Below are 22996 nucleotides of genomic sequence, written 5' to 3'. Positions count from 1 at the left end.
AAACTACCTACAGACAGACCGTTTCAGAGCTTGCATACTGGAGGAGCTGGAACGCTCTGCGTTCGGCCCGACCGCCCGTCGTCTCTTCGACGGTCCAAGCGGTTTGGCTGCGCGAACGGTTTTCGGGTAACCGTTCGCTCAGGCGAGGGGCGGGCGGCTTCGCCGCCCCTCGCCTCCTCTCCCGCCCCAGGTGAGGCAGGAGGAAGACCCGCGCGCGGCGAACCGAGAGGTCACCGACCGGGGTGGTCGATCTCACGCCAGAGGTCGACGGCATCCTCGTCGGACAGGCCGTTCTCCGAGCCCGAGCGCCCCACCACGGTGACCGCCACGCGCGTGTGCGGTGACGTGCGGATGTAGAGCCGGTCGGACGTGGCCGAGCGCAGCGTCTCTGCCAGTTCTGCGCGGATCACCGCGAGCGAACGTTCGTCGATGCCGTCGAGGCCGCCCTCGTCGAGCATCGTCACCGAAGCGCCCCGGCGCCGCAGGCGTTCGACCTCGGTGCGCACGTCGTCGTCCAGCAGACGCGGCCCCCGCATGTCGTCGCGGAGCCGGCCTTCGGCAAGGCGTGCCTGCAGACGCTCCTCGGGTGTGAGCCGGCCGCCGGTCGACACGGTGCGGGTCAGGAGCGGACCGGCGATCGCGAGGGCGCGCTGCACCTGGATGCGGCGCTCCCGCTGGCGGGTGAGCTGAGAGGCCTGCCAGGCCGACGACACCCGCTGCAGTTCGGCGAGCTGCGCGGTGTCACGGGCCGCACGATCGAGCCCGCGGATGAGCAGCTGAGCGACGACGACCCACACCACCGACCCGACGAGCCCCAGTGCGAGGGCATTCAGTCCGCCCATCCACCATGCCGACAGCGCCGCGAGGATGGCGGTGCCGATCCAGGCGAAGAGAGGTCGCCGTCGCGCCATCACGATCGTCATCAGCGCCCCGATGCCACCGAGATACCACGTGGCGAAAGGCTCGGTGCGGATGTCGGCGGCGACCCCCATCGAGATGGCGGCGGGCACGACGACGGCGTTCGCGATGGCGAGCAGCGAGATCCACACCGGCAGGCGCGTCGGTCCACGCACGCCGGCGGTCACGGACGAGTCGACGGGGTCGTCGGTGGTGAGCCGGGGCTCCCAGAAGATGCAGAGCCAGGTCGTGGGCAGGTACAGCAGCAGCGCGGCGATCACCAGCGAAGGGTTCTGGACGTCCTCCGTCCACCACAGTCCCCGCGCCGCGAGGTAGGCGGTGAAGGCGAAGGCGAGGCCGAGAAGGATGCCGCGGACACTGATCATGCGGTCACCGGCCGCCATTCCAGGGTCACCGTGGTCCCCTGCGGCGTCGGCTCGACGGCGGCGATGCCGCCGACGGCCGCGACGCGGGCGACGATGGACGCTCGGATCCCCAGCCTGTCGTCGGGGATCGCGTGCAGGTCGAAACCGTGGCCGGTGTCCGAGACGACGACGGCGATCCGGTCGGCCCGCCCTGACACATGGACGGCGAGCCCCTCACCGTGCGCGTGCTCGACGGCGTTGGCAACGGCCTGGGTCGCGGCGAGGGTGAGAGCGCGCGCGACGCGGCCCGGCAACGGCGGCGTGTCGGGTTCGATGTCGCGACTGCGCGCAGGGTCGGCTCCCAGGTTCGCGGCGGCGCGTTCGACGGCGTCGGCGAGCGCGTGGGCGTCGGTGGGCTCGTCGCTTCCTTCCTCCACACCCTGCTCGGTGTTGGCGAAGCGGGTCAGCGCCTCACGGGCCATCGCCACAGCGAGGGTGCGCTCGCGCTCGGTGTCGGCGCGCTCGCTGGCGATGAGCGCGGCCAGCACGCTGTCGTGCATGAGGGCGGCCACTGCGACCCTCTCCTCCTCCGCAGCGTTGGCCGCGGCGGCCCTGGCGTAGCTGGCGACGGCCTTCGTGCGGGCGTCGTCGACGTCGGCCGCGATCCGCCGGAACACCCGGCCGAGGGTGATGAGCATCATCCCGAGGATGAGGGCGAACGAGACATCCAGCACCAGCGGGATCCACAGCTGCGGCGCCGCATCGGTCTGGAGGATCCGCACTGAGCCGAAGAACATCGGCACCATCAGCGTCCACGCCACCTGCCACATGAAGGGCACGACCACCACCGAGGCGACCGTGGCGACGTTCACGAGGTACCAGATCCAGGGCTGCGTGGCGGGGTCCGACGGCTGACCGACGGTGGCTGCCGGCCAGAGGGCCAGCGCGACGACGTAGCAGACGCAGAACAGTGCGGCGAAGACCCGCACGGCGCGCCCCACCGCGCAGGCGATGAGCATGGCCGCCAGCGGCCCGAAGGTGAGGACCATCAGCGGCACGTGCCACCCGGGAGCCTCGTCACTCGGCCCGAGAGCGGTGACGAAAGCCTGAGCGCCGAGGATGAGGCATCCGATCGCGATCGCGATGGTGAGGACGCGCTCGACCCGGCGCCGCGTGAAGGAGCCGAGGGATGCCGCGCTCTCCGGTCCCTGCGGAATGCGCCCGACGGCCTCGGGGGGCGCCGCGCGCTGCGCTTCAGCGCCGACGCTCATGGCCGACCGATCCGTCCGCGGCCGGTGGGGTCAGGATGCCGTCCTCGATCGCGCGGCGCATGAGGTCGAGCTTGGTGGGCGCCGGCCGCCCGACCTCGACGTACTTCACTCGAACACGCGTGATGTTCTCCTTGGCCGTGGAGTAGGCCACTCCCAGCCGTTCCGCGACCGCACGCAACGGCAGGCCCGCCGCGTACAGGCGCAGAACATCGCGCTCGCGCGCGGACAGCTGCGCGTCGGCGAAGGCGCGATCGCCTTCGATGGCGCTCGCCCACTCGACGTTGTTCAGCGGCTCGCCGCGAGACACCGTGTCGATCGCGGCGGTGACGTCGTCGATACGAGACGACTTGCTGACGATCCCCGCTGCTCCCGCCAGCAGCGCTTCGCGCACGGCCTCGGGCCGATCGGCGACGCTGTGGATGATGACGCTCGATCCGTCGCGGACGAGCCGGCGCACGTTCTCGGAAACCGTGGTCCCGTCACCGAGCGTGAGGTCGAGCACCACGACATCGGCGGGCGCGGAGGCGCTGAAGGCCCGCCAGTCGAGATATGCGGCGACCGAACTGCCCGAGAACACCACGGTCTGAGCGCCAACGCGGGCGCAGGCGGCCTCCAGCCCGAGGCGCACCGACTCGTGATCGTCGATGAGGGCCACGCGGGTCATGTCAGCACTCTATCCACGCCGCCCGTCGCCGGTGAGCACCGCCACCGCTTCGACGTGGTGGGAGTGGGGGAACAGGTCGATCGCCTCGATGAGGGCGGTGTCGTAGCCGTGGTCGCGGAAGGTGCGGAGGTCGCGCGCGAGCGCGACCGGGTCGCAGGCGACGTAGACCACGGCGGTGGGCGTCAGCGCGGCGACCGCGTCGACGACCTCGCGCCCGGCGCCGGCGCGCGGCGGGTCGAGGAGGATCGTGCCGCGGGCCAGCGCCGCGGCGTCGGCGCGCGCGAGCCCGTCGGCGAAGCGGGGAAGCCAGCGGTCGACGCGACCGGTCTCGGCGCTCATGGCCGGCCACGCGGCGAGGTTCTGCGCGGCGTGCCCGGTGGCGCGGGGGTCGGACTCGACGCTGATCGCCCGGACGCGCGGGCCGCCGAGGTCACCCAGAGCCGCCGCGAAGAGACCGACACCCCCGTAGAGGTCGAGGTGCAGGGCGTCGGGATCGAAGGCGCCCGACCGGCGCAGTGCGCCCGTGACGACATCGGTGAGGGTCTCGGCGGCCAGGCGATGAACCTGCCAGAAGCCGCCGGCGTCGACGCGGAACGCGTGCCCGCCCACGTGTTCGGTGATCACCTCGTGGGCGGCCGGATCGGCGTGGCCGGCCGGGCTGCGGCGCGTGCGCTCCGGGCGGGGGATGACGCGCACCCGCCCGTCGGCGGGGTGGACGAGGTCCACCCGCCCCGGTCGCAGGCGTCCGAGCGACGACGCCGCCTCTTCGATCCCGGCCGTCGCCAGCGGCAGCTCGGTGACCTCCACCACCCGGTGACTGCGCACCGCGTAGGGCCCCACGGCGCCGCGGGCGTCGACGTGGAGGCTGACGCGGGTGCGCCAGCGCGTGGCATCCGGGGTCTCCGTTCCGCCACCCGCGGTGCCCGCCGGCGCCATCGTGACCTCTCGCTCCGCGCCTCCGATCCGGCGGAGCGCGTCGTGGACCACCCGCTTCTTCAGCGCACGCTGCGCGTCGAGGGCGATGTGGCCGAAGTCGGCGCCGCCAGGGCGGTTGGCCGGGGGCGTGGTCAGGTCGGCCTGCGGCCAGATGTGGGGGCGTCGGTCGGGTGAGGCCTCGGTGACCTCGACGACCTCGGCCCGCCAGAACGCCTTCTTCGAGGTGTCGACGAGCCGCGCACGGACCGTCTCGCCGGGCAGGGTGTCGGGCACGAAGACGACCCGACCCCGCTCCCCGTCTCCCGCGCCGTGGCGGGCGACGAAGACGCCACCGTGGGCGACGTCGTCGATGCGGAGATCGAGCAGGTCACCGACATCCATCCCTCAACCCTAATGACCGACCGGCGCCGCTCCCTCGCTAGCGTGGGTGTCATGCGTGTGCTCCTCGCCTCGACGTCGCCCGCCCGTCTCATGTTGCTGCGCAGCGCCGGGATCAAGCCCGAGACCCTCGCCCCCGACGTCGACGAGGAAGAGGTCATCGCGGCCGTCGAGGCGGGTGAAGGGCGCACCCTCAGTCCGCAGGAGCACGTCCTGCTGCTCGCGCGGCGGAAGGCGGCGGATGTCGCGGCTCGCGTGGTCGCGGAGGATCCGGCCTTCGACGGTGTGGTGATCGGCGGCGACTCGATGTTCGAGCTCGACGGCGAGATCCTCGGGAAGCCCTACGAACCCGACGTGGCGATCGCGCGCTGGCGCGCGATGCGCGGCCGCACCGGCGTGCTGCACTCGGGGCACAGCGTGTTCCGGATCGCCCCCGGTGCGCCTGCGCACGAGGAGCACGCCGTCGCCGAGGCGTCGGTGAGCTTCTCCGCCGACGTCACCGACGACGAGATCGACGCGTACGTGGCCACCGGGGAACCGCTGCAGGTCGCGGGCGCCTTCACCGTCGACAGCCTGGGCGGACCCTTCATCGAGCGGGTCGAGGGCGACCCGTCGACCGTGGTCGGGATGTCGCTGTCGACCCTTCGACGCCTGATCACGCGCCACGGCGTCGCCTGGACCTCGCTCTGGGGGACGTCCGACTGACGCGGCGAGTTGTGGTTGGACGCCCACGTTTCTTCCCGGTTCTTGTACGAACCAGTCAAATGACCGAGCATCCGCGTGGGTAGGCTGGCCTCCATGCCTCGAATCGCCAAGGTGCTCATCGCGAACCGCGGCGAGATCGCCGTCCGCGTCATCCGTGCCGCCCGCGACGCCGGGAAGGCGTCGGTCGCCGTCTACGCCGACCAGGATCGCGACGCCCTCCACGCCCGTCTCGCCGACGAGGCGTACGCCCTCGAGGGCTCCACGAGCGCCGAGACGTACCTGTCGATCGAGAAGATCCTCTCGATCGCCCGCCGCTCCGGCGCCGACGCGGTGCACCCCGGCTACGGCTTCCTCGCCGAGAACGCCGACTTCGCCCGGGCCGTCATCGCCGCGGGCCTGGTGTGGATCGGCCCCTCGCCCGAGGCGATCGAGGCGCTGGGCGACAAGGTCACCGCGCGCGCCGTCGCGGAGAAGGTCGGCGCCCCCCTGGCTCCCGGCACCCCGGGGCCGGTCGCGGGCGCGGACGAGGTCGTGGCCTTCGCCGAGGCGGTCGGGCTTCCCATCGCGATCAAGGCCGCCTACGGCGGGGGCGGGCGGGGTCTGAAGGTCGCGCGCACCCTCGACGAGGTGCCGGAGATGTTCGAGTCGGCGACCCGCGAGGCGATCGCGGCCTTCGGCCGCGGCGAGTGCTTCGTGGAGAAGTACCTCGACAAGCCCCGGCACGTCGAGACCCAGTGTCTCGCCGACAGCGCGGGCAACGTCGTGGTCGTCTCCACACGCGACTGCTCGCTCCAGCGCCGCCACCAGAAGCTCGTCGAAGAGGCACCGGCACCGTTCCTCACCGAAGAGCAGAACCGTATCCTCTACGACGCCTCCAAGGCCATCCTCCGTGAGGTGGGCTATCTCGGCGCGGGAACATGCGAGTTCCTGATCGGTGCCGACGGCACCATCTCCTTCCTCGAGGTCAACACCCGGCTCCAGGTGGAGCACCCCGTTTCCGAGGAGGTGACCGGGCTCGACCTCGTGCGCGAGCAGTTCCGTCTCGCCGAGGGCGAAGAGCTCGGCTACGGCGACCCGGCGCCGGTGGGCCACTCGATCGAGTTCCGCATCAACGGCGAAGACCCGGGGCGCGGCTTCCTCCCCCAGCCGGGGCCCATCCACGTCTTCAAGACATTCGGCGGTCCCGGCCTGCGGCTGGACTCCGGTGTCACCGCCGGTGACAGCGTGTCGGGGGCGTTCGACTCGCTGCTTGCGAAGATCATCGTCACCGGCCGCGACCGCGCGGAGGCGCTCGAGCGCGCGCGGCGGGCGCTGGACGAGTTCGAGGTGGCGGGACTCCCCACCGTCCTGCCGTTCCACCGCAAGGTCGTCCGCGACCCCGCCTTCACCGCCGAGGACGGCGTGTTCGGCGTGTACACCAGGTGGATCGAGACCGAGTTCGACAATGACATCCCGCCGTGGGACGGCGAGCTCGACGCTCCCGCCGCCGGCGAGGGCCGCCACACCGTCGTTGTCGAGGTCGCCGGAAAGCGTCTCGAGGTCAGCCTCCCCGACCGGGTCGCCACCACCGCCTCGCACACGGCCGGTCGTCCGGCAGCCGTGCCGCCCTCGCGGCGCTCTCACACCGCCTCGGCCGTCGCGGGCGCTTCGGGCGACGCGGTGAAGGCGCCGATGCAGGCGACGATCGTGAAGGTCGCCGTGGCGGAGGGGCAGCAGGTCGTCAAGGGCGACCTCGTCGTGGTGCTCGAGGCCATGAAGATGGAGCAGCCCATCCAGGCCCATAAGGACGGCACCGTCGGCGCCATCAACGCCGATCCCGGCACGACCGTCGCGGCCGGTCACCAGCTCCTGACGATCGCGTAGCCCGCTCGCGCGGGGCGCGCGCGCGTCGCGCGTCCGCGCCGTGCCTCGGCCCCTCCGCGACCCGTCAACTTCTGTCGCGCCCGGGCCACGACCCGTCAAAAAACGCTGCCCGGCGTCATCCCGAACGGCGCTTTTTGACGGGTCGCGAAACGAGCGCTTCGCGTCGTCGAGTTTGCAGCGACCGATTCCGGGTTCGTCGAGCTGTGTCGCGGCCGCTCCGCGACCCGTCGACTTCTGTCGCGCCCGGGCCACGACCCGTCAAAAAACGCTGCACGACGGCATCCCGAACCGCACTTATTGACGGGTCGCGAAACAAGCGCTTCGCGTCGTCGAGTTTGCAGCGACCGATTCCGGGTTCGTCGAGCTGTGTCGCGGCCGCTCCGCGACCCGTCGAAAAACGCTGCCCGGCGGCATCCCGAACCGCACTTATTGACGGGTCGCGAAACAAGCGCTCCACTCGTCGAGTTTGCAGGGACGGATTCCGGGTTCGTCGAGCCGCGTCGCGGCCGCGCCGCGACCCGCCAGCTTCTGTCGCGACCGGGCCACTACCCGTCGAAAAACGCTGCACGACCGCATCCCGAACCGCACTTTTCGACCGGTCGCGAAGGGCCCGCTCCGCCCCGTCGAATGGGCAGCGTTCGCCGCTCCGCGAACCGTCGAAAAACGCTGCACTGCGGCATCCCGAACCGCACTTTTCGACGGGTGGCGCCGCGCTATCCCGCGCGAAGGCGGGCGAGGAAGGCGGCCGTGCGCTCGAACGCCACGTCGCCCTCGGGCACCTGGACGCCGGGGAAGAAGTAGAACCCGTGCGGCATCCCCTCCGGGAAGTAGCCGTCGACGGCGACGCCTTCGGCGGCGAGCGCCTGGGCGAACGCCTTGGCCGAATCCACGATCGGGTCGTGGGTCCCGGTGGCGAGGAAGGTGGGAGGGTAACCGGCGAGGTCGCCGTAGATGGGGCTCGCGAGGGGGTCGGTCCAGGGCGTCGTCGGCAGGTAGGCCCCCCGGATGAACCCGAAGAACGCGCTGTCGTAGACGATCCCCCGCGGCGCCTGCGCCTGGAACGAGGGCCACCGCTCCTGGGCGAAATCGACGAAGGCGCCGTACATCAGCACCGCGTCGGGGACGGCGAGTCCGCGCTCGCGCGCGAGGAGGGGCAGCGCGGCAGCGAAGTTCGACCCCGCCGAGTCGCCCGCCACCGCCACCCATGCCGGGTCACCGCCGAGCCGGTGCGCATCCGTGCGCAGCCACGCGTAGAGGTCGGCGACGTCGTCCAGCGGGGTGGGGAAGGGGTACTCCGGCGCCAGCCGGTAGTTGGCCGAGACCACGATCACCCCATTGTCCTTCGCCAACCGCCGCGTGATGTAGTCGGTGTCGGCGGCCGAGCCGACGGTGAACCCGCCGCCGTGGACATACAGGATGACGCCGAGCGCGTCATCGGGGGCGACACCCTGGGGGCGGTAGACCAGGGCGGAGGCGACCCCGTCGCGGACGGGCAGGTACACGGTGTCGACGTCGACGTCGGGCACCGCCTCGGCGCCGGTCGGAGGCACCAGCGCGGGATCGGGCTTGATCCGGTCCTGACCGATGTAGCCCGTTCGGACCGGGAGGATCATCATGTCGCGCAGCGCCACCGGCTGGCGGTTGTTGGCGATCACCCGGTAGGAGGGCATGGCCGGGTCATCCGGGTCGATGTAGCTGAGTCCGTCGATCTCGCGGACGACGGTGACATCCACCGCGCCGTCGGGGATCGTCAGCAGCGCGGGATCGATCGGGCGGGATGCTGCGGGGGCGGCGTCGGCGCCGGGCGCCGAGCGCGCCGCGGGATTGATCGGCACGGGGGCAGTCTAGAGGCGCGCGGGGGCGTTTCGTCTCGCTGCGCTCGTTCGACGACCGGGCGGACGGGACCGCGTCCCGCCGTGCGGGTCAGACCTGGGCGGCATCCATCGGGCGGTCGACGATGTGCATGGCCCGCGCGGCGTCGGTGATGCTCCCCGACAGCGAGGGGTAGACCGCGAACACCCGCGAGACCTGATCGACGGTGAGGCGGCGCTCCACGGCGATCGCGATCGGGTAGATCAGCTCCGACGCCCGCGGGGCGACGATGACCCCGCCGATGACGGTGCCGCTGCCGCGACGGGCGATGAGCTTGACGAACCCGTCGCGCACACCCATCATCTTCGCCCGCGGATTGGCCGACAGGGGGAGCTTCAGCACCTGTCCGTCGATGGCGCCGGAGGTGACATCCTTCTCCTGGAAGCCGATGGTGGCGATCTCGGGAGCGGTGAAGATGTTCGAGGTGATGCGGCGCTGCTCGAGCGGGATCACCACATCGCCGAGGGCGTGGAAGACGGCGGTGCGGCCCTGCATCGAGGCGACCGACGCCAGCGGCACGAAGGTGGTGCAGTCGCCCGCCGCGTAGATGTTCGGCACGCTCGTGCGTGCGACCCGATTGACCTGGATGTGACCGGAGTCGGTCATCTGCACCCCGGCCTCCTCCAGGCCGATGCCCGCCGTGTTCGGGATGGCGCCGACGGCCATGAGGCAGTGGCTCCCCTCGACCACCCGGCCGTCGCCGAGGGTGACCCGGACGCCGTCGCCGGTGTTCTCCACGCTTTCCGCGCGGCACCGCGACAGCACGGTCATGCCGCCGCGCTTGAACACCTTCTCCAGAACGCTCGCGGCGTCGGCGTCCTCCCCCGGGAGCACCTGGTCGCGGCTGGAGATGAGGGTTACCTGGGCTCCGAGGTTCATGTACGCCGAGGCGAACTCGGCCCCCGTCACCCCCGATCCCACGACGATGAGGTGGGCGGGGAGGGTGTTCATGCCGTAGAGCTGCGTCCATGTCAGGATGCGCTGCCCGTCGGGCTTGGCACTGGGGAGCTGACGGGGCGAGGCGCCGACCGACACGACGAGGGTGTCTGCCTCCACCCGATCGAAATCGGTGCCGCCGATGTCGGTGGAGACGATGACCTCGTTGCGTCCCTCGAGGCGTCCGTGGCCGGAGATGATGCGCACCCCGGCTTCGACCAGCGACGCCCGCATGTCGTCGGACTGCTGGCGCGCGAGCGAGAGCACCCGCTTGTTCACCGCGGCCAGGTTGATCGCGATCTCGGGCTTGAGGGGCTTGCCCGCCTCGCCTCGGGCGAACAGCTGCACGCCCAGATCGCTCGCCTCCGAGATCGCCACGGCGGCGTCGGCCGTGGCGATGAGCGTCTTGGAGGGCACGACATCGGTGATCACGGCCGACCCGCCGACGCCGGCGCGCTCGACGAGGGTCACCTCGGCGCCCAGCTGAGCGGCTGCCAGGGCCGCCTCGTACCCGCCGGGACCGCCGCCCAGGATCGCCACGGTCTGGGTCCGCTCGAAGCTCAACGACATACCTCCATTCAAACAGCCGCGGGCCCTCGCCCGCGGGCGCTGCGGTGGCAGGGTGTCGGATCTGGTCCGTATCGTGATCTCATGCATCGACCCAGCGACCATCCGCTCGACGACCCGAACGCCGATCCGTTCGCCGTCGCCGCCCAGGCGGCCGACGACATCGCCCGCCTCACGGGAGTGGATCACCACGACATCGCCCTCACCCTCGGAAGCGGGTGGGGCAAGGCCGCCGATCTGATCGGCGAGACCGTCGCGACCTTCCCCGCCACCGAGGTGACCGGTTTCAGCCGTCCGGCGCTGGAGGGTCACGTGGGCACGATCCGCAGCATCCTCACCCCGGCCGGCCGCCGGGTGCTCGTCATCGGCGCGCGCACGCACTTCTACGAGGGCCACGGGGTGCGCCGGGTCGTCCACAGCGTGCGGACCGCCGCCGCGACCGGCGCCCGGATCATGGTCCTCACCAACGGCGCCGGCGGCATCCGCCGCAGCTGGCATCCGGGGCAGCCGGTGCTCATCAGCGACCACATCAACCTCACGGCCGCCTCGCCGCTCGAAGGCGCGACCTTCATCGACCTCACCGACCTGTACTCCGCGCGCCTGCGCGAGATCGCACGGTCGGTCGACCCGACACTCGACGAGGGCGTGTACTGCCAGTTCCGGGGGCCGCATTACGAGACCCCCGCAGAAGTCCGGATGGCCGAGCGCATCGGCGCTGACATCGTCGGCATGTCCACCGCCCTCGAGGCGATCGCGGCACGTCAGGCCGGGATGGAGATCCTCGGGTTCTCGCTCATCACCAATCTCGCGGCGGGCATCCAGACCACGCCGCTCAGCCACGAAGAGGTCCTCGAGGCCGGACGCGACGCCGAGCCGGTGATCTCCTCCCTCCTCGCCCGGGTGGTGGAGAAGCTGTGACCGCACCGGTGGGATCGGACGAGATCGCGCTGGCGCGCGCCTGGCGCGACCAGGATCCCGATGACGAGACCCGCGCCGAGCTCGATGACCTGATCACGCGCGCGGAGGCCGGAGACGAGGCCGCGGCCGCCGAACTGAACGACCGCTTCACCGCGCGCCTGGCCTTCGGCACCGCGGGCCTGCGCGGTGAACTGGGAGCGGGCAGCAATCGGATGAACCGGGTGCTGGTCTCGCAGGCGGCGGCCGGGCTCGGGGCGTATGTGCTGGCGCGGGCCGGCGAGATCGGAACGGGAGCCGGAGACGGCGCCCCGCTCGTCGTGATCGGTTACGACGGGCGTCGGAATTCCGACGTCTTCGCGCGCGACTCCGCCGAGATCATGGCGGGCATGGGACTGCGCGTGGCCGTCCTCCCCCGACTTCTCCCGACTCCTGTGCTCGCCTTCGCCGTACGCCACCTCGGCGCCCACGCGGGCGTCATGGTCACGGCGAGCCACAACCCGCCGAACGACAACGGCTACAAGGTGTACCTCGGAGGGGTGCACGGCGGGTCGCAGATCGTCGCGCCCGCCGACGCGCTCATCGCCGCCGAGATCCAGCGCGTGGCCGACACCCAGCGGGTCGACGAGCTGCCACGGTCGGATGCCTGGGAGCTCGCCGACGAGGCCGTCGTCGACGCCTACGTCGCCGCGACCGCGCGGGTCGCGCCGGCCGGGCCCGCTGCGGCCGGACTGCGCTGGGTCTACACCGCGATGCACGGCGTGGGCTGGGAGACGCTGTCGAAGATCGTCGCTGCGGCGGGCTACCCGGAGCCGATCCTCGTCGAGCAGCAGACCACCCCCGACGGGCGCTTCCCCACCGTGGCCTTCCCCAACCCCGAAGAGCCCGGGGCGATGGACCTGGCCTTCGAGACCGCGCGCGTCTCAGGTGCGGAACTGGTCGTGGCGAACGACCCCGACGCCGATCGGCTCGCAGTCGCCGTGCCCGACCCGGCCGCCGAGGGCGGCTGGCGGCGGCTCACCGGCAACCAGGTCGGACTGCTGCTCGGTTGGCGTGCCGCCCGTGCGGCGGTGGCCGATGCGGCGGCGGCCGACGCAGGGCGCGGGCCCGCGGCATCCCTCGCGTGCTCTCTCGTCTCCTCCCCCGGGCTCGAAGCCGTCGCCCACCACTACGGCCTCGACTTCCACGCGACGCTCACGGGTTTCAAGTGGATCTCGCGCGCGCCCGGCATCGTCTACGGCTTCGAGGAGGCCCTCGGATACCTCGTCAACCCCGAGACGGTGCGCGACAAGGACGGGATCTCGGCCGCGATCGCCCTGCTCGGCATCGTCGCCGACGCGCGCGCCGAGGGGCGCACACTGGCCGACGTGCTGCGCGAGTTCGATGAGACCTTCGGGTTCTTCGCCAGCGACCAGATCTCGGTGCGGGTCGATGACCTCTCGGCGATCGACCGGGTGATGGCGGCGCTCCGCGCCGACCCTCCGCCCCGGATCGGCACGGTCGCCGTCGAGCGGTTCGAAGACCTCAGCCGGGGCGTCGGCGACCTGCCGCCCGGCGATGTGCTGAGACTGTGGCTCGCCCAGGGCGCCCGGGTCATCGTGCGCCCGAGCGGGACGGAGCCGAAGCTGAAGCTCTACCTGGACGTGCGCGGATCATCGGCCGCCGACGCCGCCGCACAGGTCACGGCCATCGCCGCGGGTGCGCGCGCCCTCCTCGCGCAGATCGAGGGGAGATGAGCTCCGACGCGGCCCCGGTCGACACCGCAGACGCCCCGGGCTGGCTACGGAACGTCGTCTTCTTCCTCAGCGGCCAGACCGCGAGCCTTCTCGGCTCGATGCTCGTGCAGTACGCCGTCTTCTGGTATCTCACGATCACCTACGAGTCGGGGCTGATCATGACCCTGGCCGCCGTCTTCGGATTCCTGCCGCAGGCGATCGTGTCGATCTTCGGCGGAGTGTGGGCCGACCGGCACAACCGCAAGTTCCTGATCATGGGGGCCGATGCCGCCATCGCGGCCACCACGCTGGGTCTCGCGCTGATCATGCTGACCGGATACGACGACCTGTGGCTGGTCTTCCTGGCCCTGGCGATCCGCTCGGCGGGCGCGGGAATCCAGATGCCGGCGGTCTCGGCGCTCATCCCGCAGATCACCCCGACGCGCCACCTGATGCGGATCAACGGCCTGAACGGGTCGATCCAGTCGGCGATGGCTCTACTGGCCCCGGCTGCGGCCGGCGCGATCTACGCCTGGGCGTCCGCCGCGACAGGCGGCACCGCGGCATCCCTCGTTCCGATCTTCTTCATCGACGTCGTCACCGCCGTCATCGGGATCGGCCTCCTGGCTCTCATCCCGGTGCGGGCGGTGCGCCGGGCCGAGGGCGCACCGACGGCGTACTTCGCCGACCTCGTCGACGGGGTGCGGTACATCGCGCACCACGCGTTCGTGCGGTGGCTGCTGATCGTGTTCGCCATCATCTTCCTCCTCACCGTCGCCCCGTCGAACCTGACCCCGCTGATGCTGGTGCGCTCGTTCGACGCGGGTGAGCAGCAGAACGTCGTCAATCTCGCGGTGCTGGAGGTCGCCTTCAGCATCGGGATGACGCTGGGCGGCGTCGTGGTCGCGACCTTCTTCGCGCGGCGTAGCCGGATCGGTCTCATCGTGGTGTCGTCGCTGGTGTTCGGCGGTCTCTCGGTGGGTCTCGGACTGTCGCCGAACGTGTGGGTGTTCTTCGGCTTCATGTTCCTGGTCGGACTGGCGGTGCCGTTCTTCTCGACGCCGTCGATGACGCTCCTGCAGGAGACCGTCGAACCCGAACGGCAGGGCCGCGTGTTCGGCTTCGTCGGGATCGTTATGGCCGTGGCGATGCCGATCGGGATGGTGTTCTTCGGACCGCTCGCCGACAGGGTGCCGATCGAGACCCTGCTGGTGGCCGCCGGTGTCCTGACCTTCATCGTCATCGGGCTGGCGGTCACCGTGCCGGCCGGGCGCCGGGCGATCGTTGCCGCGCGGGCGGCGTCGCGCGCACCGGATCCGGCGACCGGGGCGGTGGTGGTCCAGGCCGCGATGGGCGAGACAGCGGGGGCCGACGACCGCGACGGTGACCGGGCCGGCGAGGGGGGCGAGCGCGCGTAGGCTGACGGGCGTGCTGCTGACCGACCCCGTCATCCTCGAAAACGCTCACGTCCGGCTCGAGCCCTTGACGGCTGACCACGCCGTCGACCTGCGTCGGGCCCCCGAGGGGCTCGAGCACGCCTGGTACACCTCCGTGCCGTCCCCCGCCGACGTCGATGCCGAGATCGCGCAGCGGCGGGCGTGGGGGGAGCGCGGCGAGATGAACCCGTGGGCGGTCGTGCGCGCCGACACCGGCGTGGCCGTCGGCATGACGACCTTCTGCAACATCGATCAGGCCCATCGGCACGTGGAGATCGGTTACACCTGGCTGGGCGTGGCAGCGCAGCGCACGGCGGTGAACACGGCCGCGAAGCTGCTCCTGCTCGGGCACGCCTTCGAGGTGTGCGACGCGATCGCGGTGGAGTTCCGCACCCACTTCCACAACCGGCAGTCGCGCGCAGCGATTGAGCGCCTCGGCGCGAAGCTCGACGGGATCCTGCGCAACCACCGTCTGGGCCCCGACGGGTCGCTGCGCGACACCGCGGTGTACTCGCTCCTCCCCCATGAGTGGCCGGCCGCGCGGCTGGGCCTGCAGGCGCGGCTGCGCCGCGGCTGACCGCGGGCTCCCGGCGCCGGGCCGCTCCGCCGGCTGTCCGCAACTCCTGCAGAACGGGGTCGACGCCGCCGGATGCGCCGTCGAGGCCGGGCGCCCGGCGATTCTGCAGGAGTTGGGAACGCGCGAGCGACGCTAGCCGTCGATGACGGCGACGAGCTCGTCGAGGAAGGCGGGGAAGTCGGTGCCCCGCCGGACGATCCGCGACACGCTCTCGCGCTCGGAGAAGACCTCGACCAGCTGCTCGAAGACCGTCTGGAAGGCCTCGCGGTCGCCCTCGGAGAACGCCACCATCGCGACGACCTGCACCCGCGAGTCACCCCACGGAATCGACCCCTCGGCGACGCCCACCGCGATGGCGGTGCGTGTCGCGGTCATCCCGATCGCGTGGGGCACGGCCAGCGCGTCGGTGAATGCCGTCGACGACATCCGCTCGCGCTGGATCGACCGCTCGACGTAATCGTCGTCGATGACACCCCGGGCGACGAGCATGCCGCCGAGGCGGCGGATGACCCCCTCCTCGCCGGTGTCGTCGACGTCGAGCCCGCGCACGAAGGCGTCGGCGGGAAAGTACCGCTCGAGCTCGGTGCGCAGCCGCGCCAGACGCCGCCCGCGCCGCACCCGGCCCGCCGCGGCCTGCACGCGCTCGACGTCGGCGTCGGTGAGGAACGGCTGGATCCGGACGATCCGCTCCCCCGTCACCGGCGCGTCGATCGTCGTGAGCACCAGGTCGGTGCCGAGGTTCTCCCAGTCGGGGTCGACGCGCGTCTCGACGCCGACGACCTCGATCGCCTGGCCGAGCGAGCGGTCCACGCTGGATCGCAGCAGCTCGTGGAGCTCGTAGTATCCCGGGCACACGATCGTGGCCGTCAGCAGCTGAGCGTTCTGGCGGCTCCGCTCGAGCCGGCCCCCGACGTGCATCGCGATGTAGGCGATCTCGTCGTCGGGAAGCGGGAAGCCCAGCTCGGCGTCGAGCTCGCCGGCGATGTAGACCGCCAGCTCGAAGATCATCGGATACGTCGACTTGAGCGACCGGGTGAGAGGGTTCCGCGACCACGCCTGGTCCTGCGCACGATGCCGGAGATTCTGAACGTGAAGCGCCAGCCGGGTGATGAAGTCCTCATCGTCGATGTCGACGAGGAACTCCCGCGCCGCGCGCCCGACGGCCGTGCGCACCGCCGTCTCCACCTGCGGGTCGAGCGCCGGTCGCGCCCGCGCCTGCACGGCCTCGCCGCCGGGCGCGATCACACGGGTGAGCACGAGCGCGGCGAGGTGCTGGACGTCGCCCTCCCCCAGCCGCACGCCGAAGTGCTGCTGCACGAGCCGTTCGATCACGGCCGCGACGTCGGCCCCGGCGTCGCTGCCTGACGCGGGGTCGTGAGAGAGCGGATGCCGGTGGGCGACCCGGTCGGCGGCGATGGCGATGTGCATGACGACGTCGGCGATGCCGAGCTCGTTGACGTAATAGCCGAGGCCGCCGAGCTCGGCGACGAGGTCGGACTTGAACGCGCCGAACGCGTCGGCGTCGACGGCGGTGCCGGCAAGGCTCCGCCGGAGCGCCGCGAGGTCGAACGCACCGGCATCCATCTCGTCGTGCGCAAGTCTGCTGAGGAGGCGCCGCCGGGCCATCTCCCCGCCGCGCAGTCGCGCCGTGGACGCCGAGCGCTCCAGGGTCAGCTCGGTTCCGCTGAGAAGGCCGCGGACGCGCGCGAGGTCGGCCTCGAGCGTGGCCGGACTGACGTGCAGTTCCATCGCGGTGTCGAACAGGTCGATCCCGGTGTCGGTGTCGAGGAGGCCGCGGATGACGGTGTGCAGCCGGTCACGTGGTGTCCCGGCATCCGTTCCCCCGCCTGCCCGCAGAGCGACGGCACCCTCCGGGCCCGCCCGGTAGCCCAGCGGACCCGACTCGATCGCGACCCCGGGGGCGACGCGAGCGTTCACCGAGGTGACGTACGAGCGGATGCTGCGGGGGGTGACCCCGAGCGCATCGGCCAGGGTCGCTGCCGTCGCCCAGGTGCCGTCCCGCAGCAGAAGCGTCAGCAGGCGATCCTGCCTGGCTCTGGTCACGGGCACCCCTCCGCCGGGCCGCCGTGCCGCGGTCCGGATCGAGCACCAGTCAACCACGCCGCGGCCCGCAGAGCCCGGGGGCAGGCCTGGGTTTCCGCCCGGGCGGAAGAATGCGTGACTTGTCGGCCCTCAGCGACTTCACAAGAATCGCTCACGAGGAGGGCGGATCAATGCGGATCCTTGTCGTGTGTGGAGCGGGTGCGTCCAGCACCTTCGTGGCGCAGCGTGTGCGTCGCGCCGCACAGGATGCGGGACTGCCCTGGACCGCCGTCGCCGGGACCGAGCAGTCGCTCCCGATCGACCTCGATGCTGCCGACGTGATCCTCGTCGGTCCGCACCTCGCCGATGCGCTCCCGCACATCGAACAGGCGGCGGGCCCGCGGATGGCGACGGTGGTGCTGCTGCCCGACGACGTCTTCGCCGACCTCGACGGCACCCGCACGTTGGAGCTCGTGCGTCGCGCGGTCGCCGTCGCGGCACCGGAGACCACGACCGATGCCGGGGCCGAGAACCCCGCGCACACCTGACTCCCCGCGAGTCAGCCCCCACTGAGAACCGAGGAGAGGAATCACCATGGCCCCCCTGACCCGCACGGTGCGCATCGGATCGTCGCACGGGCTGCACGCCCGCCCCGCAAAGCTCTTCGCGCAGGCGGCGAAGGAAGCCGGCATCCCGATCACGGTGGCCAAGGGCTCGGGCGAGCCGGTGAACGCCGCGAGCATCCTCGGCGTGATCTCGCTCGGCGTCGACCAGGGCGACTACGTCACGCTCACCGCCGACGGCGACAACGCCGAGAACGTGCTCGACGCGCTGAGCGAACTGCTCACCACCGACCACGACGCGGCGTGAGCACCGTGACACGTTCCGAGATCCGCGGCGTCGGGATCGGGCTGGGCGTCGCGCAGGGCCCGGTGGCGCGCATGGCCGAGCCGCTGCCCGCCCCCGCCGACGAGCCCAGCATGATCGGCGAGACCGCCGAACGGGCGCGCGTCGACGAGGCGGTGGCGGCGGTCGCCCGCGAACTCGAAGAGCGCGCCGAGCAGGCCGGCGGCGCCGCGCAGGACGTTCTCGAGGCGCAGGCCATGATGGCCGAGGACCCGACGCTGTCCGACGAGATCGGCACGCGACTGGCCGACGGCAAGACCGGCGAACGCGCGGTCTTCGAGGCGTTCGCCGCGTTCCGCGACCAGCTCACCGCCGTCGGCGGCTACCTCGGCGAGCGCGCCGCCGACCTCGACGACGTCGCGCAGCGCGTCATCGCGCGGCTGCGGGGCGTAGCGGCCCCCGGGGTGCCCGAGCCGGGTCATCCGTTCGTCCTCGTCGCCAAAGACCTCGCCCCCGCCGACACCGCCCTGCTCGATCTCGACCAGGTGCTCGCCCTCGTGACCACCGAGGGCGGACCGACCTCGCACACCGCCATCCTCGCCCGCGAGAAGGGGATCGTCGCCGTCGTCGGCGCCGCCGGCGCCGCCGCACTGACCGAGGGGCAGAGCGTGATCGTCGACGCCGCGGCCGGCGTGGTGACCGCCGACCCCAGCGACGACGAACTCCAGCGGGCGCGCGTGCGCGCCGACGCCCGCGCGAATGCGGCGGCCGCGCCGATCACCAACGGCGCCCTGGCCGACGGGACCCCCGTGCCGCTCCTGGCGAACCTCGGCAAGCCCGAGGGCGCCGCCGAAGCCGTGGCACTCGGCGCCGAAGGCGTGGGGCTCTTCCGCACCGAGTTCCTCTTCCTCAGCGCCTCCTCCGCGCCGACGGTCGAGCAGCAGCGCGAGAGCTACGAACAGCTGCTGCGGGCGTTCCCCGGCAAGAAGGTCGTCGTGCGCGTGCTCGACGCCGGGGCCGACAAGCCCCTGCCGTTCCTCAACGATGCGCACGAGGAGAATCCCGCGCTCGGGCTCCGCGGCTTGCGCGCGCTCCGCGCGAGCGAGGACATCCTGCGCGAGCAGCTCACGGCGCTGGCGGAGGCGGATGCCGCGACGCGGCGCTCCCCCGAGGGCCCCGCCGATCTGTGGGTCATGGCGCCGATGGTCGCCACCGTCGAGGAGACGGCGTACTTCACGGCGCTGGCGAAGGAGTACGGCATCCGCACCGCGGGGGTGATGGTGGAGGTGCCCTCCTCGGCGCTCCTCGCCGACCGCATCCTCGCCCATGCCGACTTCGCCTCGATCGGCACGAACGACCTCACCCAGTACACCCTCGCCGCCGACCGCCTGCTCGGGTCCGTCGCGGGGTTCCAGGACCCGTGGCATCCGTCGGTCCTCCGCCTCATCCGTGAGGTGGGCGACGCCGGACGCACGCACGGCAAACCCGTGGGGATCTGCGGCGAAGCCGCAGCCGACCCGCTGCTCGCCGTCGTGCTGGTCGGGCTCGGGGCGACGAGCCTGTCGATGGCGCCGAGCGCCCTCGCGGACGTGCGCGCCACCCTCCTGCAGTACACCCTCGACGACGCACGCGCGATCGCCGAGGCTTCCCTCGCCGCGGATGACGCCGCGGCAGCCCGAGATGCGGCCCTCCTCGCCACCGAACGCGGGGCCGCGACCACAACGAAGGAGACACAGCAATGACAACGACGTCTGCACCGGCGCGCAAGCCCGGAGGGGTGCGGGTCGGCGTTCAACGCTTCGGAACGTTCCTGTCCGGCATGATCATGCCGAACATTCCGGCGCTGATCGCCTGGGGCATCTTCACGGCGTTCTTCATCGAGGTGGGCTGGACGCCCAACGCCGACCTCGCGACCATCGTCGGTCCGTTCATCCACTACCTGCTGCCGATCATCATCGCCTACACCGGCGGCACCATCGTCTACGGTGTGCGCGGTGGCGTGGTCGCCTCGATCGCGGTGATGGGCGCCATCGCCGGGTCGGACAAGCTGATCGCCGACATCAACGCGACCCTCCCCGCCGACAACCAGCTCGGCCAGGTGCACATGTTCATCGGCGCGATGATCATGGCGCCGCTGGCGGCGTACACCATGAAGTGGCTCGACAGCCTGTGGGACGGAAAGATCCGCGCCGGCTTCGAGATGCTCGTGAACATGTTCTCGGCCGGCATCTGGGGCTTCGTCATGGCCGTCGTCGGGTTCTACCCGATCGCGTGGCTGGTCAACGGCCTGATGACCACGCTCAGCAACGCGGTGGACTTCCTCGTCGAGGCGAACCTCCTGCCACTGACGAGCATCATCATCGAGCCGGCGAAGGTGCTCTTCCTCAACAACGCCATCAACCACGGCGTGCTGACACCGCTCGGCATCCAGCAGGCCGACGAGCAGGGCTCGTCGATCCTGTTCCTCCTCGAGGCCAACCCCGGCCCGGGCCTCGGCCTGCTGCTGGCGTTCGCGATCTTCGGACTCGGCGCCGCCCGCGCGTCGGCCCCGGGCGCCGCGATCATCCAGTTCTTCGGCGGCATCCACGAGGTCTACTTCCCCTACGCGCTGATGAAGCCGGCCGTGATCCTGGCCCTCATCGCGGGCGGCATGACCGGTGTCACCACCAACATGCTGCTCGGTGGTGCGCTTCGGGCGCCGGCTGCTCCCGGAAGCATCATCGCGGTGATGCTGCAGACCGCGAACGGCGCCTACTTCGCCGTCATCCTCTCGGTCATCCTGTCGGCGGGCGTGACGTTCCTCATCGCCGCGGTCATCCTCCGGGCTTCGCGCAAGCGCGACCTCGAGGCCCTCGCGGCGACCGACGACGCCTTCGGTGCGGCGATCACCCAGACCGAGGCGGCCAAGGGGAAGTCCTCCGACGCGCTGTCGAATCTGCGCGGCGGGGCGGCCACCCAGGCCGGCGGCGGCGTGGAGCCGGCGGTCATGACCGAGCGCGAAGTGAAGAGCATCGTGTTCGCCTGCGACGCCGGCATGGGATCGTCGGCGATGGGCGCGAGCGTCCTGCGCAACAAGATCAAGAAGGCCGGCATCGAAGACGTGACCGTGGTCAACAAGGCCATCGCCGCGCTCGACGACTCCGCCGACCTCGTGATCACGCAGAACCAGCTCACCGACCGCGCGCGGCGCCAGACGCCGGACGCGATCCACGTGTCGGTGGACAACTTCATGAACTCGCCGCGGTACGACGAGGTCGTGGAATTGGTGCGCGATCAGCACAAGGATGGTGCGTAAGCATCTGCCGAACCGGGATGCCGGGGGCCGACGCGTGGACGCGCGGCTCCCGGCATCCGTCTTCATCACCGACGTCGACGACGCACGACGACACGACCGAAAGGCGAAATCATGGCACGTGAGGTTCTCACCCCCGGACAGGTCCGCATCCACTCCGGCAGCGCGACGCGCGAGGAGGCGATGCGCGAAGCCGCCGAGATCCTCGAGTCGGTCGGTGCCGTCACCGGCGCCTACTTCGACGCGATGCAGCAGCGCGAGCAGACCGTCTCGACCTACATGGGCAACGAGCTGGCCATCCCGCACGGCACCAACGAGACGAAGGACACCATCCTCGAGTCCGGCCTGTCGGTCGTGCGCTACGACGGCGGCGTCGACTGGGGCGGCGAACAGGTCACGTTCGTCATCGGCATCGCCGGCAAGGGCGACGAGCACCTCGAGATCCTCTCGCGGATCGCCCTGCTGTTCTCCGAGGAGGACGACGTCGTTCGCCTGAAGTCGACCTCGACCGCCCAGGAGCTGTACGACGCCGTGTCGGCGGGCGTGGAATGAAGGCCGTCCACTTCGGCGCCGGCAACATCGGGCGGGGCTTCGTCGGGCTGCTGCTGCACGAGGGCGGCTACGACGTGGTGTTCTCCGACGTCGCCGCGCCGCTCGTCGACGCCATCAACGCCGTGTCGGAGTACACGGTGCACGAGGTCGGCGAGGGCGGGCGCGATCACGTCGTCACGGGCTTCCGGGCGATCAACAGCGCCGAGCACCCCGACGAGGTCATCGAGGAGGTCGCGGGAGCGAACGTGGTGACCACCGCGGTCGGCCCGACGATCCTGCGCTTCGTCGCCCCGCACCTGGTCGCGGGACTGGCGCTACGCGACCCCTCCTCGCCGCCGCTGCAGATCATGGCGTGCGAGAACGCGATCAACGCCACCGACCTGCTGCGCGAGGAGATGGTGGAGGCCGCGGGTGAGGCGTGGGGAGCGCTGGAGCAGCGCGCGGTGTTCGCCAACACCGCGGTCGACCGGATCGTTCCCGAGCAGCCCGCAGGCGCGGGGGTGGATGTCACGGTCGAGCCGTTCTTCGAGTGGGCCATCGAGCGGCATCCGTTCGGTGACGACCCGCCCGCGATCCCGGGTGCGCACTTCGTCGACGATCTCGCCCCGTACATCGAGCGGAAGCTGTTCACCGTGAACACCGGGCATGCCGCGACGGCGTATTTCGGCGCTCAGGCGGGGGTCGAGCGGATCGCCGAGGCGCTGGCAGAACCCTCGATCGCCTCGGCGGTGGCGGCGGCGCTGGAGGAGACCTCGGCGGTGCTCATCGCCAAGCACGAGTTCTCCCCCGAGGAGCTGGCGGAATACCGCGCGACGATCCTCGCCCGGTTCGCCAACCCCGCGCTTCCCGACCATGTGCGCCGGGTGGCGCGGCAGCCGCTGCGCAAGCTGTCGCGCAACGAGCGGTTCGTCGCGCCGGCCGCGGAGGCCGCCGAACGCGGACTGCCCGTCGACGCGCTCGTCGCCGCGATGGGGGCGGCGCTCGCGTTCGATGACCCCGAGGATCCGCAGGCGGTGGAACTGCAGGCGATGCTGCGGGAGCAGGAAGCCGACGCGGTGACCGCCGCGGTGACCGGGCTCGAGCCCGCGCACCCGCTGTACGCGCGCGTGCGCGACGCGGTCGCTGCCCGGCAGGCGGCGCTCGCGGGCTGACCTGCGGGGCCGGGC

Annotated in this window: 19 protein-coding genes; 12 read left to right on the top strand and 7 right to left on the bottom strand. The window is 71.5% G+C overall.

The genetic code is table 11. The features are described from left to right. Nucleotides 1-230 precede the first annotated feature (230 nt). The 4 genes from FBY40_RS07235 to FBY40_RS07220 are packed head-to-tail and all read right to left on the bottom strand — an operon-like array spanning nt 231 to nt 4514. Nucleotides 231-1283 carry a hypothetical protein gene (locus FBY40_RS07235; RefSeq protein ID WP_141937588.1) on the bottom strand — a complete coding sequence of 351 codons (1053 nt, stop codon included), beginning with the start codon at nt 1281-1283 and terminating at the stop codon, nt 231-233. Continuing rightward, on the bottom strand, nt 1280-2533 hold the full coding sequence (locus FBY40_RS07230) for a sensor histidine kinase (RefSeq protein WP_141937586.1): 1254 nt from the start codon (nt 2531-2533) through the stop codon (nt 1280-1282). Before FBY40_RS07230 ends, FBY40_RS07235 begins: the two co-directional genes overlap by 4 nt. Then, entirely contained in the window at nt 2517-3197 is a 681-nt protein-coding gene (locus FBY40_RS07225; RefSeq protein ID WP_141937584.1) for a response regulator transcription factor, read from the bottom strand. Before FBY40_RS07225 ends, FBY40_RS07230 begins: the two co-directional genes overlap by 17 nt. Nucleotides 3198-3206: 9 nt before the next feature. Then, nucleotides 3207-4514 carry a class I SAM-dependent RNA methyltransferase gene (locus FBY40_RS07220; protein ID WP_141937582.1) on the bottom strand — a complete coding sequence of 436 codons (1308 nt, stop codon included), beginning with the start codon at nt 4512-4514 and terminating at the stop codon, nt 3207-3209. Nucleotides 4515-4565: 51 nt separating this feature from the next. Here FBY40_RS07220 and FBY40_RS07215 point away from each other — a divergent pair, with 51 nt between their 5' ends. Both FBY40_RS07215 and FBY40_RS07210 read left to right on the top strand, forming a co-directional pair. Next, a complete protein-coding gene (locus tag FBY40_RS07215; RefSeq protein ID WP_141937580.1) occupies nt 4566-5216 on the top strand; it encodes a Maf family protein in 651 nt (216 codons plus the stop codon). A gap of 93 nt (nt 5217-5309) precedes the next feature. Continuing rightward, nucleotides 5310-7079 carry an ATP-binding protein gene (locus FBY40_RS07210; protein WP_141937578.1) on the top strand — a complete coding sequence of 590 codons (1770 nt, stop codon included), beginning with the start codon at nt 5310-5312 and terminating at the stop codon, nt 7077-7079. A 713-nt stretch (nt 7080-7792) separates the two neighbouring features. Here the strand turns inward: FBY40_RS07210 and FBY40_RS07205 are convergent. Both FBY40_RS07205 and FBY40_RS07200 read right to left on the bottom strand, forming a co-directional pair. After that, entirely contained in the window at nt 7793-8914 is a 1122-nt protein-coding gene (locus FBY40_RS07205; RefSeq protein ID WP_200829945.1) for an alpha/beta hydrolase, read from the bottom strand. A gap of 88 nt (nt 8915-9002) precedes the next feature. Then, nucleotides 9003-10457 carry an NAD(P)H-quinone dehydrogenase gene (locus FBY40_RS07200; protein ID WP_141937576.1) on the bottom strand — a complete coding sequence of 485 codons (1455 nt, stop codon included), beginning with the start codon at nt 10455-10457 and terminating at the stop codon, nt 9003-9005. An 81-nt stretch (nt 10458-10538) separates the two neighbouring features. Here FBY40_RS07200 and FBY40_RS07195 point away from each other — a divergent pair, with 81 nt between their 5' ends. The 4 genes from FBY40_RS07195 to FBY40_RS07180 are packed head-to-tail and all read left to right on the top strand — an operon-like array spanning nt 10539 to nt 15097. Further along, nucleotides 10539-11372: a purine-nucleoside phosphorylase gene (locus tag FBY40_RS07195; RefSeq protein WP_141937574.1), complete on the top strand. Its 834-nt coding sequence runs from the start codon at nt 10539-10541 to the stop codon at nt 11370-11372. After that, nucleotides 11369-13105, top strand: coding sequence for a phospho-sugar mutase (locus tag FBY40_RS07190; protein WP_235014671.1), 1737 nt, complete (start codon nt 11369-11371; stop codon nt 13103-13105). Before FBY40_RS07195 ends, FBY40_RS07190 begins: the two co-directional genes overlap by 4 nt. Continuing rightward, nucleotides 13102-14502: an MFS transporter gene (locus FBY40_RS07185; protein ID WP_141937572.1), complete on the top strand. Its 1401-nt coding sequence runs from the start codon at nt 13102-13104 to the stop codon at nt 14500-14502. Before FBY40_RS07190 ends, FBY40_RS07185 begins: the two co-directional genes overlap by 4 nt. Before the next feature lie 10 nt (nt 14503-14512). Then, entirely contained in the window at nt 14513-15097 is a 585-nt protein-coding gene (locus FBY40_RS07180; protein ID WP_141937570.1) for a GNAT family N-acetyltransferase, read from the top strand. A 132-nt stretch (nt 15098-15229) separates the two neighbouring features. On the opposite strand, the gene FBY40_RS07175 is transcribed toward FBY40_RS07180, so the two are convergent. Further along, entirely contained in the window at nt 15230-17161 is a 1932-nt protein-coding gene (locus FBY40_RS07175) for a BglG family transcription antiterminator (protein ID WP_200829944.1), read from the bottom strand. Between the two features lie 170 nt (nt 17162-17331). Between FBY40_RS07175 and FBY40_RS07170 the strand changes: the two genes are divergently transcribed. The 6 genes from FBY40_RS07170 (at nt 17332) to FBY40_RS07150 (ending at nt 22981) form a co-directional block, all read left to right on the top strand. Further along, entirely contained in the window at nt 17332-17688 is a 357-nt protein-coding gene (locus FBY40_RS07170) for a PTS sugar transporter subunit IIB (RefSeq protein ID WP_141937569.1), read from the top strand. A 46-nt stretch (nt 17689-17734) separates the two neighbouring features. Then, nucleotides 17735-18010, top strand: coding sequence for an HPr family phosphocarrier protein (locus tag FBY40_RS07165; RefSeq protein WP_141937567.1), 276 nt, complete (start codon nt 17735-17737; stop codon nt 18008-18010). A 5-nt stretch (nt 18011-18015) separates the two neighbouring features. Continuing rightward, on the top strand, nt 18016-19728 hold the full coding sequence (gene ptsP / locus FBY40_RS07160) for a phosphoenolpyruvate--protein phosphotransferase (protein WP_141940073.1): 1713 nt from the start codon (nt 18016-18018) through the stop codon (nt 19726-19728). After that, nucleotides 19725-21281, top strand: a complete 1557-nt coding sequence (locus FBY40_RS07155) for a PTS mannitol transporter subunit IICB (protein WP_235014668.1) — start codon at nt 19725-19727, stop codon at nt 21279-21281. The genes ptsP and FBY40_RS07155 overlap by 4 nt, the downstream gene beginning before the upstream one ends. Nucleotides 21282-21392: 111 nt before the next feature. Next, nucleotides 21393-21830, top strand: coding sequence for a PTS sugar transporter subunit IIA (locus tag FBY40_RS17540; RefSeq protein ID WP_235014667.1), 438 nt, complete (start codon nt 21393-21395; stop codon nt 21828-21830). Beyond that, nucleotides 21827-22981: a mannitol-1-phosphate 5-dehydrogenase gene (locus tag FBY40_RS07150; RefSeq protein WP_141937566.1), complete on the top strand. Its 1155-nt coding sequence runs from the start codon at nt 21827-21829 to the stop codon at nt 22979-22981. The genes FBY40_RS17540 and FBY40_RS07150 overlap by 4 nt, the downstream gene beginning before the upstream one ends. Nucleotides 22982-22996: the final 15 nt, after the last annotated feature.

The sequence above is a fragment of the Microbacterium sp. SLBN-154 genome (assembly GCF_006715565.1).
Taxonomy (GTDB): domain Bacteria; phylum Actinomycetota; class Actinomycetes; order Actinomycetales; family Microbacteriaceae; genus Microbacterium.
Note: the sequence above shows the minus strand (reverse complement) of the source record. Positions and strands in the feature narration are given on the sequence as shown.

Bases quoted from the DNA above. Each gene is read 5' to 3' on its own strand.
- FBY40_RS07230 (WP_141937586.1), bottom strand. From the start codon at position 2,533: ATGAGCGTCGGCGCTGAAGCGCAGCGCGCGGCGCCCCCCGAGGCCGTC.
- FBY40_RS07155 (WP_235014668.1), top strand. From the start codon at position 19,725: ATGACAACGACGTCTGCACCGGCGCGCAAGCCCGGAGGGGTGCGGGTC.
- FBY40_RS07210 (WP_141937578.1), top strand. From the start codon at position 5,310: ATGCCTCGAATCGCCAAGGTGCTCATCGCGAACCGCGGCGAGATCGCC.
- FBY40_RS07215 (WP_141937580.1), top strand. From the start codon at position 4,566: ATGCGTGTGCTCCTCGCCTCGACGTCGCCCGCCCGTCTCATGTTGCTG.
- FBY40_RS07235 (WP_141937588.1), bottom strand. From the start codon at position 1,283: ATGATCAGTGTCCGCGGCATCCTTCTCGGCCTCGCCTTCGCCTTCACC.
- FBY40_RS07225 (WP_141937584.1), bottom strand. From the start codon at position 3,197: ATGACCCGCGTGGCCCTCATCGACGATCACGAGTCGGTGCGCCTCGGG.
- FBY40_RS07170 (WP_141937569.1), top strand. From the start codon at position 17,332: ATGCGGATCCTTGTCGTGTGTGGAGCGGGTGCGTCCAGCACCTTCGTG.
- FBY40_RS07195 (WP_141937574.1), top strand. From the start codon at position 10,539: ATGCATCGACCCAGCGACCATCCGCTCGACGACCCGAACGCCGATCCG.
- FBY40_RS17540 (WP_235014667.1), top strand. From the start codon at position 21,393: ATGGCACGTGAGGTTCTCACCCCCGGACAGGTCCGCATCCACTCCGGC.
- FBY40_RS07200 (WP_141937576.1), bottom strand. From the start codon at position 10,457: ATGTCGTTGAGCTTCGAGCGGACCCAGACCGTGGCGATCCTGGGCGGC.
- FBY40_RS07185 (WP_141937572.1), top strand. From the start codon at position 13,102: ATGAGCTCCGACGCGGCCCCGGTCGACACCGCAGACGCCCCGGGCTGG.
- FBY40_RS07165 (WP_141937567.1), top strand. From the start codon at position 17,735: ATGGCCCCCCTGACCCGCACGGTGCGCATCGGATCGTCGCACGGGCTG.
- FBY40_RS07220 (WP_141937582.1), bottom strand. From the start codon at position 4,514: ATGGATGTCGGTGACCTGCTCGATCTCCGCATCGACGACGTCGCCCAC.
- FBY40_RS07150 (WP_141937566.1), top strand. From the start codon at position 21,827: ATGAAGGCCGTCCACTTCGGCGCCGGCAACATCGGGCGGGGCTTCGTC.